The following is a 12,405-nucleotide window of genomic DNA, read 5'->3' on the forward strand; positions in this document are numbered from 1 at the left end:
ACGTGGGCAAAAGGGGGAGCAGTTTACAAAGCCCGGTAGAACGACACAATTTTATTTTTGCAAGCCCCATAACAGTGCATCACGCACCTTTATGGGGCGTATTTTATCGAGCGCCCGCCATTTCTTGCTGAACACTAGCGAAGCTGCGCACCCAAGGCTTGCCCTCTTTCAACGAAGCCGGCATCGCGGCAATCGCTTGCAAAGCAGCCTGGCGACTAGCGAAGTTACCGTAAGTCACAACGTACAGAGGCTTGCCCTCGTGTTGCTTGACGAAATAACGGAATCCTTCTCCGTGCTGCTTAACCAACGCCTCGGCATTGGCTTGAGTGCGCGTCCCCAGTATCTGCACTAGGTAATTAGCCTTTGGCTGGCCGGCATACCAGTTTGCAGGGGTATTAACAGGCTCCGGTTTCACTTCCGCCGGCTTGGCCACTGGCTCAGGTGCCTTTGGCTGAGGGGCGGCAGCTGCCGGCCGCTCATTCTTCACGATAGGTGCCGGCACCTCGGCAGGAGGCCGCGCCGTTACAGGTGACGGCTCCTCAGCGATCATCGGCAAGTCTTCATCAGGTGCGGTCGCATCGTCGGCCTCCGCACCGCCAGCGGCCGCGAGGGGCTCGCGAATAACTGGCCGATCTGGCTGAACAGTGGGCGCTACTGGAGGCGCATTTTCGGACTGGGACGCAACGGTGCCTCCAGAGTCAAGCGGCAACTGCGTGGTCGTTGGCGCAACCGGCTCGTCATCGGTATCGCGCATCAACAATGCAACCGCGACGACTAGCACGACCGCAGCCAACGCCAGCAAATGCTTCATTGGCAGAGGTAGCGCCAAGCCAGCCGACTTCCGTTTACCCTTTGATTGCTGCATCGCATCCAGGAGCTCATCCCGGGCCGCCTGATTGATTGCACCAGGCCATCCGCCTGACACCTCGTGGATACGTGACAGCTGGTCTTCGGTGAAACTGTCGAGCCCAGCGCCGGCGCCCTCCAGCCGCAACGCCAGGTACTCCCGAGTCTCGTCTTCCTCATAGGGTTGCAGTGCAATTACATGGAAGCGCTCTTCACCCTCCACTAGCGCCTCCAGCCGCGCAACCAGCGCATGTTCACCGAACAGGAAGACATGCGGACGCCCCTCTGGGCTACCCTGGGCTAACCGCAGTAGCGTTTCGACGGCAGCTCCAGTCAGTCGCTCGGCATCGTCTACCAGCAGATAAACTTCCTGACCGGTTAGCGCCAGTTGAATAATCTGCCCCATGATCGAGTCGAAGTCGGCCCGCTGAATGCCGAGAGCCTGCGCGATCTGCTGCAAAAGAATATTGGAATCAAGCGTCTCTACAGGAGAAATAACGACGCTTTGAACCGCTTGTTTATTGCTGCTTGCAACAAGAGCTTGGCGCACGAGGGTCTTGCCGCTTCCCTCCGGCCCCGTGACCACGAGCAGCAACTGACTGTAACGAGCAAGATGATGCAACTGCCCCAGCACTGGTTTGCGCTGCGCTGGAAAAAACTTGAAGCCAGGCACGCGGGCAGCGAAAGGGTCATGACTGAACCCGTAGTGGTTCAGGAAGGAATCGTCAGCAGACAAACTGGTCATGGAAATCTCTTAGGTTCTGACTCACGCGCAAGCGCGTCGTAATTGGCGTTCAACGTGGCCTCCAATAGCTCCTGAGGAAAGTCGCTAGTAACAGTCGCTTCGCCCAGTCGCTTGAGCAGCACCAATCGCAACTGCCCGTCCAACACTTTCTTGTCTACCGCCATGTGACGAAGAAAATCCGCAGCGCACATGTTCGCAGGAGGCACGACGGGCAGCCCAGCACGCGACAGCAAGCGAACACCTCGATCCCGTTCACTCGCCGTGATCCAGCCTAGCTGCCGTGACATCTCGAGTGCCATGACTGTGCCCGCTGAAACAGCCTCCCCATGCAGCCACACGCCATAACCCTGATGGGTCTCAATGGCATGGCCAAAAGTATGGCCAAGGTTGAGTGTGGCTCGAATGCCCGACTCGCGCTCGTCCGCACCAACCACTCGGGCTTTAGCCTCGCAGGATCGCCGTATGGCCTCGGTAAGGGCTGCCTGATTCAAACCGCGCAGATCGCCAATGTTATCTTCTAGCCAGCCAAGAAAGGGCTCATCACAGATGAGTCCGTATTTGATGACCTCAGCCAGGCCCGCCGAGAGCTCGCGAGGCGGCAGTGTTGCCAGCGTGGCAGTATCAATCAGGACCGCGTTCGGCTGATAAAAAGCCCCGATCATGTTCTTGCCGAGAGGATGATTGATGCCCGTCTTGCCACCTACCGACGAATCGACTTGCGAAAGAAGGGTTGTAGGAATCTGGATGAAATCTACGCCGCGCTGGTAGCTGGCTGCAGCAAAGCCCGCCATATCTCCGATTACGCCTCCACCCAGCGCGATAACCGTAGTCTTCCGATCATGCCTAGCGCTCAGTAACGAATCGAAGATCAGCTGCAATGTTTTCCAGTTTTTATGCTCCTCACCATCAGGAAGCACCACGGATGTGACGGTAAATCCCGCCAGACTTTTGGTCAGCCGTTCGAGATAGAGAGGCGAAACGGTCTCGTTGGTGACGATTGCGACCTGCTTGCCGCGGATGTACCGGGGCAACAGCTCATCGCTATCAAGCAAGCGCTCGCCAATAAAAATCGGATAGCTGCGCTCGCCAAGATCGACATGAAGAGTCTGCATAGGAGCCCCACAGTAAAAGGGGGTTAGGATAGCGCAGATCGAGTCAGGCTTTCACGAGGCGCCAGCGATTGAAGCTGACTCAGAATTTCCTGCACGACAAGACGTGGGGGGCGTTCATCTGTCTGGATGATGATATCCGCAATATCCCGATAAAGCGGGTCACGCACGGCCATCAAACCAGTGAGGATTTCGCGCGGATTCGGCTTTTGCAAGAGCGGACGATTACGATCCCGAGAGGTTCGATCAAGCTGCTGCTCGACCGATGTACAGAGATAGATTACGCGCCCGCCAGATCGTAAGACCTGGCGATTATCCGGCCTCAACACCGCACCACCACCGGTGGCCAGAACCACGCCGCGCATCGAGCACAACTCTGTGATCGCGACATGCTCCCTTTCGCGGAAACCCTGTTCACCCTCGACATCGAATATCAGCGGAATGCTGGCACCGGTCCGCTGCTCGATTTCCTTGTCGGAATCCCGAAACGGAAGCCGAAGCTCCTTAGCGAGCAAACGTCCGATGGTGCTTTTACCGGCGCCCATCGGACCTACGAGGATGATGTTTTCCAATGGTTTCAGCGGTTTACCGCAATAGCTTGGTGATTAAGAATTCTAGGCGTTAAGAATATGAGCAGCTCAGATTTCGCGTCAGACACGACGTCACGCTTGAACATACGCCCAAGGTACGGCAGATCGCCCAGGAAGGGAACCTTATCAACCGACTTGCTTTGTGTATTAGAGAACACACCACCGATAACGACGGTTTCGCCATCATTGACTAGTATCTTAGCGTTCACTTCATTTTTTCGGATTGTCGGCGTTCCGTTAACGTCATTGGCAAAATCAGGCTCATCCTTGGTAACCCTAACCTCCATGATGATCCGGTTGTCGGGAGTTATCTGTGGCGTAACCTCAAGAGAAAGTGCCGCCTCTACAAAGGTGGTCGACGTTGCGCCGCTGGAACTCGCTTCCTGGTAGGGTATTTCAGACCCCTTCAAGATTTTCGCGGTTTCCTTGTCCGCAGTCATGACCTTCGGCTGAGATACAACCTCGCCGTTTCCGGACTTCTCCATAGCGGAGAGCTCGAGATCCAAAATTAGATTGTTAGTTATATACCCGATGCCAATACCAGACGTTGCGTTCGCCACGCCTAGATCAACAAACGGGACGTTGCCGTTACTTTCTTCGCCGGTATTCCCGCCTTCGTCACCGAACTGGTCATTGCCATACACCGCGCCGCGCCCATTTGCGAATAGCTGCGTACCGCCCCAACGAACACCCAAACTTTTATCATAGTTGACGTTAGCCTCTACAATGCGGGCCTCAATCATCACTTGCCGGACAGGAATATCGAGCTGCACTACGATTCGGCGCAGTTCGTCCAGGCGCTCCTGAGTCTGATAGGCGATTATATTGTTCGTCCGGTCGTCAACAGCGATCGAACCCCGGTCTTCACTCGTACCGTCTTTATTGGCTACTGATTGAAACAAGCTGGCTATATCGGCGGCTTTCGCATAGTTGACCTGCACGACTTCACGACGCAACGGAGCAAGCTCTGCGATCTGGCGCTGAGCTTCGAGCTCCTGCCGTTCACGAGCAGCAATCTCATCCGCCGGCGCTACCAGTAGCACGTTACCCACCTGACGCTTATCGAGCCCCTTGGTCTTCAACACGAGATCTAGCGCCTGATCCCAAGGAACGTTCTGCAAACGCAGCGTGATATTGCCTTGTACGGTGTCACTGGCAACCAGGTTGAGATCCGTAAAGTCTGCAATCAGCTGCAGCACCGAACGCACATCAATGTCTTGGAAATTTAGCGAAAGCTTCTCACCGGAATAGGTGAAATGCTCAGCCTTGCGCTTCTCAGCATCCGCTTCGCTCAGCGGCTTGACGCTGATAGTCAGTTTGTCGTCGGTTTGATAGGCCAGATAGTCGTATCGTCCGGTCGGCTCAATGGAGATGCTTGCGCCATCGGCCTTGCTACTCGAATCGACGAATTTGACCGGCGTCGCGAAGTCTTGCACATCCAACCGGACACGAAGCGACTCTGGAAGTTGTGTCTTTGCAAAAGAGACGCGGATCTTTCCGCCCTGCTCTTCTATGCTGGGGCTGATCGATGGATCCGAAAGCGTAATTACAACGTTGCCCGCACCGTCCTCACCGCGGCGGAAGTCAACGTTGCTGATCGACTTGCCTTGAGAAACTGCAGCAACTGGCGATACTTTGGGCGCATCGGCGACCGGAGTCGCTACGGCCGCAGTGGACGGCGCGCCAGCCTCACCAAGGACGACGAACAGGTTGTTGCCATCTACCCGGGTCGAGTACGGCACAAGCGATGTGAGATTCACGATAAGGCGCGTACGCCCCTGAGCCTCTACAACGGTGACACTTCGCGCATTGCCTACCCCGAGCTCCTGGTTCTTCGAAGCAAGCTTACTAGTGACACCAGGCAGATCCAGCGCAATACGCGCTGGCTGGTCAAGCGTATACCCGCGCGGGGTGGGTACCGGCTCGTCGAATGCCAGTTTCAGCTCGACGCGGTCGCCCGGAAGCGATGCCACATCCAGTGAGTTCAGGTTTGCAGCCAGAAGCGCAGGCGAGATGAATGCTGCCAGCATGGACAACCCGAGACGAGAGAGAGAGGTATTCATAAAAGGCTTCCGTTGTGCTGACCGGGATAGATTTTCCATATTTGCCATGACTCAAGAGCGCTCTTTCAAGGTCAGGCTGCGCGGGCGCTCAAGCCACCCACCCTCTCCGTCCGGAACGATTTCCAGCACATCCACTTCGGCTTCGCTGATCTCAACGATTCGGCCATGGTTGCGCCCCAGATAATCACCGACCTTCACTCGATGAACGCCATCACCGCCTTTGATCAAGGCGTACTTACCAGCGCCATTGGTCAATGTACCGACCATGACGAAATTTTCTATGTTGAACTCTTCGAGAAACTGCTTGATACGAGCCTCGTCGGGACGAACATCTTTTGAACCCCTTTGTCGCTGAGTCAGATCTATCTTCATCGGCGGCTGGAAAGGATGGCGTAGCGATGCTGCGCTATAGGTAAATGCCTCGTAGGGCAGAAACGACGGGAGAGGCTCGATCGAACCCTTCGGCTTGGCTCGCTCCTCATCCATGTAAGCGCGCAAATCGTCGAAATCGGTCGCGCCACCGCATCCTGATAAAAGGGCCAAGCCTAGGCCAAGCGTAACGAGTCGGGTCTTATTCATTTCTGCAGCCCCTTATCGTTGTAGCGATAGGTCTTGGCCAGGATGTTCATATGAAGCTTGGAAGAGGAATCCTTACTCTGCGGCTTTATTTCGAAGTCGTGCAGGGTCACGATTCGCGGCAGGCTCGACACGCCGCTTACGAACGTCGCTAGATCGTGATACGCGCCAACCACTTTGATCTGAATAGGCAACTCGATATAGAACTGCTGTGTCACTTCCGGCTGCAGTTTGATTTCCTCGAATTCCAGCCCGCTGCCCAGACCGGTGCGGGTGATATCCTCGAGCAGACCGGGCACTTCAGTGTCGCTAGGCAACTGGCGCAACAGGGCACCGAAGGATGCCTCCATCTCGACCATCTGCGCTTTGTACGACTCGAGGTTTGCAGCCTGAAATGCCTTCGATGAGAATTGCTGCTTCAGATTAGCCTCTTCCGCTGCCTGCTGATCGAGGCTAGCTTGCAAGTCACTGAGATAGAAGTAATACCCCCCCCCAAGCAGCAGAGCCATCAACAGCATTCCCGCGATGACCTTCACTGCCGCGGGCCATGACCCCAAGTTGTTCATGTCCAGATCGGACAAGTCGATGCTGCGGAGGCTCTCCATAGAGTTCGACAAACTCATGGCCTTTCTCCTTCAGCGGCAGCCGTCGGCTGTGTCTGTTGCACTGTCAGCTGAAACACGTTTTCTTGTTCAACCGCACCAGCGGTGATCGCTTTCACTTCGTTCAGGTTGGGCGCATCGAGCCACTCTGATCCATCAAGGTTACGCATCAGGTTTGAGACCCGGTTGTTGGACTCAGCACCGCCGACAATCGCGATGTTCTTACCAGTCATTTTCAGCTCTGTGAAATACACACCATCAGGAAGCGTTCGTACCAGCTGATCGAAAACTCGCCCAATGATTGGGCGGTTGCCCTGCAGGTCTTGAATGATCTTCATCCGTTCCAGCAATTGCTGCCGACGCTCTCTCAATTCCTTTATCTCAACGATCCTTGCATCCAGAACGGCGATTTCCTTACGAATGAAATCGTTACGAGCGTTCTGCCGCTCGATGGCATGAGTGAAGTATTGATCCGCGAGAAACAACAGCCCCACTGCAATGACGGCCACGCCTGCAAGTGATACGAGAAAACGCTGCTTGCGCTCTTCCCGCAGCTGCTCGCGCCAGGGTAATAGGTTGATACGAGCCATTAGTCGAAACTCCTCAGGGCCAACCCACAGGCAATCATGAGGGACGGCGCATCACTGGCAAGCGCACCAGCATTGACCTTGCTGCTAAGGGCCATATCGGCAAACGGGTTGGCTACTAGAGTCTGAGTTCCGATTTTTTGCTGGATAAGGCGATCCAGTCCCGGAATTGACGCTGTACCGCCAGCTAGCAAGATGTAGTCAACATCGTGAAATTGCCCTGCGGCGAAGAAGAATTGCAGTGAACGAGACACCTGTTGAACCACCGCTTCTTTGAACGGCTGCAACACTTCGCTGTCATAGTCATCAGGGAGGCCTCCCTGCTTTTTAGCGAGGCCAGCTTCTTCCATTGACAGGCCGTATCGGCGCTGAATCTCTTCAGTCAACTGCCGACCGCCGAACAGTTGTTCACGTGTATAAATAGTGCGACCGTTATGCAGAACGCTCAGCGTGGTCATGGTCGCACCGATATCAACAAGTGCGACGGTAAGCTCGTCATGACCGGCACCCAACTGGGGCGCCAACAACCCATAGGAGCGCTCCAGGGCATAAGCCTCCACGTCGACGACTTTAGCGGTTAGCCCCGCCAAGGCAAGCGCCGCCTCACGGATCTCGACGTTTTCCTTGCGGCATGCGGCAAGCAGAACTTCAACTCGCCCCGGCGCGCGAGCAGCCTCACCCTGAACCTCAAAGTCGATCGCGACTTCTTCAAGCGGATATGGGATGTACTGATCTGCTTCGATCTTGAGCTGATTTTCCAGCTCGTCGTCACTGAGCCCGCCATCCATCTCGATGATCTTGGTGATGACGGCCGAGCCGGATACCGCTACAGCAGCTGATTTTACGCCCGTCTTCGCCTTGGTCAGCAGCCGAGTCAGCGCCTGACCGACTCCCTCCAGCTCTGCGATGTTCTTTTCGACCACGGCATTTGGTGGAAGGGGCTCGACCGCATAGGACTCAACCCGATAACGGGAGCCCGAACGGCTTAATTCGAGTAGCTTGACGGACGTCGAACTAATGTCGATCCCAAGCAGCGTGTTCGCTTTCTTAGTGAAGAGCCCTAGCACGGCCGAATTCCTTCTTTATCCGCTACTTACGGATTAATTATGTATGTCCGCATTAGATAACAGCCTTGACAGAAGCGCAAATGGCTCCCCAGCAAAAAAACCGCTTATAATGTGAACCGTTTTTCCTTTCAGCATCGTCTGCCGCAACAACCTCATTTCCCACCCTGGATATAACGAACCCCAATGCGTTTTCTGAAGTTTTTTTTGTGGTCGTGCCTGACTATTTTCTGCGGACTTCTACTTAGTCTCAGTGGGGCCTATCTCTATCTGAGCCCGAACCTGCCATCGGTAGATTCGTTGCGCAGCATTCAGCTTCAGATCCCGCTGCGCATCTACAGCAATGATGACAAGCTCATTGCCGAGTACGGAGAGATGCGCAGGAATCCCATCGCATTCACAGACATACCCGAGGATTTCATAGCCGCGCTGCTGGCCGCCGAGGACGACAATTTCGCCAATCATTATGGCGTCGAAGTCTCCAGCCTGATGCGCGCTGCCACGCAAATATTGAAAAGCGGACATATTCAGACCGGTGGCAGCACTATCACTATGCAGGTTGCGAAGAATTACTTCCTGACTAGCGAACGGAGCTTTTCCCGCAAGATCAATGAAATTCTGCTCGCCCTTCAGATCGAGAGGGAGCTGAGCAAGGACGAGATCCTCGAGCTCTACGTCAACAAGATATATCTGGGCAATCGCGCATACGGTATCGAGGCAGCAGCGCATGTTTACTATGGCAAATCCATACGCGAACTGAATCTGGCGCAGATGGCCATGATCGCCGGACTCCCGAAAGCCCCCTCCGCTTTTAATCCACTGGCCAATCCGCAGCGGGCTAAAGAACGGCGAGACTGGATCCTTGGAAGAATGTATCGCCTGGGAAGGATCGATGAGGCACGTTATCAGCAAGCGCTGGCGGAGCTTGTGGACGCGTCCTATCACGGCTCGTCACCCGAACTCGATGCGCCTTACATCGCCGAGATGGCCCGTGCCGAATTGGTGGGCCGGTTCGGCAGTGCTGCATACACCGATGGCTTCCGCGTCCGTACTACGGTCACGAGCGACCGTCAGATCGCAGCTAATGAGGCGCTCGCTCTAGGCCTGATCGAGTACGACCAACGTCACGGTTACCGCGGCCCGGAAGGCCACATGAGCACCACTGACCGTGCAGCCTGGCTCAAAGAACTTGGAAACTACCGTGGCCAGGGCAATCTTGCCCCAGCGGTGGTCAGTGCAGTTTCCAATGACGCGATCAAGGCATTGCTTCGTGACGGCAGCGAACACAGCGTCAGCTGGGACAGCATGAAATGGGCCAGGCCACACATCAATACCAACAGCCTGGGCCCACAACCGAAAGCGCCGTCAGACGTCGTCAAACCGGGAGATGTGATACGCGTACAAGCTGTAGGTGAGGAATTCCGTTTCGCTCAGGTGCCGCAAGCACAAGGAGCACTGGTATCCCTCGACCCGCACGACGGATCGATCGAAGCGCTAAGCGGCGGGTTTTCCTTCGGGCAAAGCAATTACAACCGTGCCATTCAGGCTAAACGCCAGCCAGGCTCAAGCTTCAAACCTTTCATTTACAGCGCAGCGCTAGACGCTGGGTATACGCCCGCCACCCTCGTTAACGACTCTCCAATCGTGTTCATCGAACAAGGTCAGGATCGAATCTGGCGCCCAAAAAACGACAACAATACTTTCTTGGGCCCTATCCGCCTGCGTGAAGCGCTGTACAAATCGCGCAACCTGGTTTCGATCCGCCTGCTGCAGACCCTCGGCATTCCGCATACGCTCGAATACATAAAGCGCTTTGGATTCAAGTCCGAAGACCTGCCACCGAATCTGTCGTTAGCATTGGGAACAGCAACACTGACGCCAATGGAAATCGCGACCGGCTGGACAGCATTCGCAAATGGCGGCTACAAAATCGAGCCCTACTTGATCGAGCGAATCGAGGATCGGGACGGGAAAGTGATCTTCACAGCTAATCCCGCGCGGGTGCCAGAGCGGACAGCGGCGAGCGCAGAGACTCCCGATGAAGGCGAAGCAGCTGCCGTCAGCTACGCACAGAACGACACGGCGCTCATCGACCATTCTGCACCGGACGCTGAGCGCAGGTACGCCGAGCAGATCATTGATGAGCGTACCGCCTACATCATGACCAGTATGCTGCAGGACGTGATCAAACGCGGCACGGGCAGGAAAGCCCTATCCATGGGGCGCGGTGACCTCGCTGGCAAGACAGGTACTACCAACGAGTCCAAGGACAGCTGGTTCTCCGGCTATAACGCCGACATGGTAACCACGGTATGGGCAGGGTTCGACCAACCCCAAAGCCTGGGTAGACGAGAGTATGGCGGGACCGTAGCGCTCCCGATCTGGATGAAATACATGAGCGCGGTGCTCGACGGAGCACCCGAGCATGCGCCTGCAGAACCGGAGGGAATCCTCACGTTACGCATAGATCCCAGGACCGGCCGCGCGGCAGCGCCTGGCACCCCTGACGCCTACTTTGAAGTCTTCCGAAGCGAAGATTCACCGCCCAGCATGGACGGTGAGATGACACCAGGCTCGGTCTTGCCGGACAGCCCGTTGCCTGAGTCCGAAGCCGCACCGATGGATCTGTTCTAAACGACTCCAGCGCCATCTATACAGGGTATGAAGTTCGCCCTGGCGACCTGAGCTCGGTTTTCCATGCCCAGCTCGGTAATAAGTAGTTCGACTGAACACCCGAGGTGTTCTTTCCCTATATATGAAAAACCCCAGCAATGGCTGGGGTTTTTTATATCCAGCGCCCGCGATTGCCGGGCGACGGTTTCAATCAACCGTTGAATACGTCGTCGACCGACTTCAGTGGGTAGTTGGAGGGGTACGGCAAGGTCGCTACTCCACTTTCGATCGCAGCCTTAGCCACAGCATCGGACACCAGCGTAATCAGGCGCGGATCCATAGGCTTAGGAATGATGTACTCACGACCGAACTCCAGGTTGTCCACACCATACGCCGCCGCCACTTCTGCCGGCACAGGAAGCTTGGCCAGCTCGCGTAGCGCCTCCGCTGCCGCAATTTTCATCTCTTCATTGATGCGTTTGGCGCGTACGTCCAATGCGCCACGGAAGATGAAAGGGAAGCCCAGCACGTTGTTGACCTGGTTCGGGTAATCCGAGCGACCAGTCGCCATGATCACATCGGAGCGCGTCGCGTGCGCCAGTTCCGGGCTGATTTCCGGATCGGGGTTGGAGCAGGCGAATACCACCGGGTTTGCCGCCATACGCTTGAGTCCTTCAGCGCTCAACAGGTTAGCTCCCGACAGGCCGACGAACACATCTGCTCCATCAAGCGCGTCATCCAGTGTGCGCTTGTCCGTCTCGTGGGCAAATACCGCTTTGTACTGGTTCAGATCATCGCGACCGGCATGAATGACGCCCTTGCGATCGATCATGAAAATATTCTCGATCTTCGCGCCCATGCTCACCAGCAACTTCATGCAGGAGGTGGCCGCAGCGCCCGCGCCGAGGCAAACGATCTTCGCCTGCTCCAGCGTCTTTCCAGCGATCTCCAAGGCATTCAACATCCCCGCCGCGGTCACGATGGCAGTACCGTGCTGATCATCGTGAAACACAGGTATGTCACATTGCTCGATGAGTGCCCGCTCGATCTCGAAGCACTCAGGCGCTTTGATGTCTTCGAGATTGATGCCACCAAAAGTAATGGAAATGCGCTTGACCGTATCAATGAAGGCTTGAGGGCTTTCGGCATCCACTTCGATATCGAATACGTCGACCCCGGCGAAGCGCTTGAACAGGACGCCCTTGCCTTCCATAACCGGCTTGGACGCCAGAGGCCCAAGATTGCCTAGACCCAGAATGGCAGTGCCATCTGAAATCACCGCAACCAGATTGCCCTTACCGGTGTATCGGTACGCAAGCTCGGGGTCGCGCGCGATCTCCCGCACCGGCTCCGCTACGCCCGGACTGTAGGCCAACGACAGATCGCGAGCGGTGGAGGTTGGCTTGGTCAACTCGACGCTCAGCTTTCCCGGACGGGGCTGGGAGTGATAGTCGAGAGCGGCAGTTTTCAGGTCAGTCATGAGGCAATTCCGCTTATTTTACTGGGACAGACAGGGGGCCGAGCATACGCCAAGACCGATCGTCGTCACAAGCTGAGGGGAAAAGCTGACTGTCAAGTGCTGGCCGTACGACTTTCAGCCTATAGGCTCG

General features: G+C 55.9%; 10 protein-coding genes. 1 reads left to right on the forward strand and 9 read right to left on the reverse strand.

Going from position 1 to position 12,405, the window contains the following annotated elements; all coding sequences use genetic code 11:
- Nucleotides 1–103: 103 nt before the first annotated feature.
- The 8 genes from EA797_RS16045 to EA797_RS16080 are packed head-to-tail and all read right to left on the reverse strand — an operon-like array spanning nucleotide 104 to nucleotide 8,185.
- Complete coding sequence (locus EA797_RS16045; RefSeq protein WP_122167004.1) at nucleotides 104–1,591, reverse strand: SPOR domain-containing protein; 1,488 nt, start codon at nucleotides 1,589–1,591, stop codon at nucleotides 104–106.
- On the reverse strand, nucleotides 1,588–2,703 hold the full coding sequence (gene aroB / locus EA797_RS16050; protein ID WP_122167006.1) for a 3-dehydroquinate synthase: 1,116 nt from the start codon (nucleotides 2,701–2,703) through the stop codon (nucleotides 1,588–1,590). The genes EA797_RS16045 and aroB overlap by 4 nt, the downstream gene beginning before the upstream one ends.
- 23 nt (nucleotides 2,704–2,726) lie before the next feature.
- The gene (aroK, locus tag EA797_RS16055) at nucleotides 2,727–3,272 is read right to left on the reverse strand and encodes a shikimate kinase AroK (protein WP_122167008.1); all 546 of its coding nucleotides are present in this window, start codon (nucleotides 3,270–3,272) and stop codon (nucleotides 2,727–2,729) included.
- Nucleotides 3,273–3,277: 5 nt separating this feature from the next.
- Nucleotides 3,278–5,353, reverse strand: a complete 2,076-nt coding sequence (locus EA797_RS16060; RefSeq protein ID WP_122167010.1) for a type IV pilus secretin PilQ — start codon at nucleotides 5,351–5,353, stop codon at nucleotides 3,278–3,280.
- A gap of 51 nt (nucleotides 5,354–5,404) precedes the next feature.
- Complete coding sequence (pilP, locus tag EA797_RS16065) at nucleotides 5,405–5,932, reverse strand: type 4a pilus biogenesis lipoprotein PilP (RefSeq protein ID WP_122167012.1); 528 nt, start codon at nucleotides 5,930–5,932, stop codon at nucleotides 5,405–5,407.
- Complete coding sequence (gene pilO / locus EA797_RS16070; protein ID WP_122167014.1) at nucleotides 5,929–6,552, reverse strand: type 4a pilus biogenesis protein PilO; 624 nt, start codon at nucleotides 6,550–6,552, stop codon at nucleotides 5,929–5,931. The genes pilP and pilO overlap by 4 nt, the downstream gene beginning before the upstream one ends.
- Nucleotides 6,549–7,121, reverse strand: coding sequence for a type 4a pilus biogenesis protein PilN (gene pilN, locus EA797_RS16075; RefSeq protein ID WP_122167015.1), 573 nt, complete (start codon nucleotides 7,119–7,121; stop codon nucleotides 6,549–6,551). The genes pilO and pilN overlap by 4 nt, the downstream gene beginning before the upstream one ends.
- A complete protein-coding gene (locus tag EA797_RS16080; protein WP_122167017.1) occupies nucleotides 7,121–8,185 on the reverse strand; it encodes a pilus assembly protein PilM in 1,065 nt (354 codons plus the stop codon). The genes pilN and EA797_RS16080 overlap by 1 nt, the downstream gene beginning before the upstream one ends.
- A gap of 183 nt (nucleotides 8,186–8,368) precedes the next feature.
- Here EA797_RS16080 and EA797_RS16085 point away from each other — a divergent pair, with 183 nt between their 5' ends.
- Nucleotides 8,369–10,816, forward strand: a complete 2,448-nt coding sequence (locus tag EA797_RS16085; RefSeq protein ID WP_122167019.1) for a penicillin-binding protein 1A — start codon at nucleotides 8,369–8,371, stop codon at nucleotides 10,814–10,816.
- A gap of 190 nt (nucleotides 10,817–11,006) precedes the next feature.
- Here EA797_RS16085 and EA797_RS16090 read toward each other — a convergent pair whose 3' ends face one another.
- The gene (locus EA797_RS16090) at nucleotides 11,007–12,275 is read right to left on the reverse strand and encodes a malic enzyme-like NAD(P)-binding protein (RefSeq protein ID WP_122167021.1); all 1,269 of its coding nucleotides are present in this window, start codon (nucleotides 12,273–12,275) and stop codon (nucleotides 11,007–11,009) included.
- Between the last annotated feature and the right edge of the window lie 130 nt (nucleotides 12,276–12,405).

Origin of the sequence: Stutzerimonas zhaodongensis (assembly GCF_003696365.1) — a bacterium.
In the GTDB taxonomy this organism is placed as follows: domain Bacteria; phylum Pseudomonadota; class Gammaproteobacteria; order Pseudomonadales; family Pseudomonadaceae; genus Stutzerimonas; species Stutzerimonas zhaodongensis.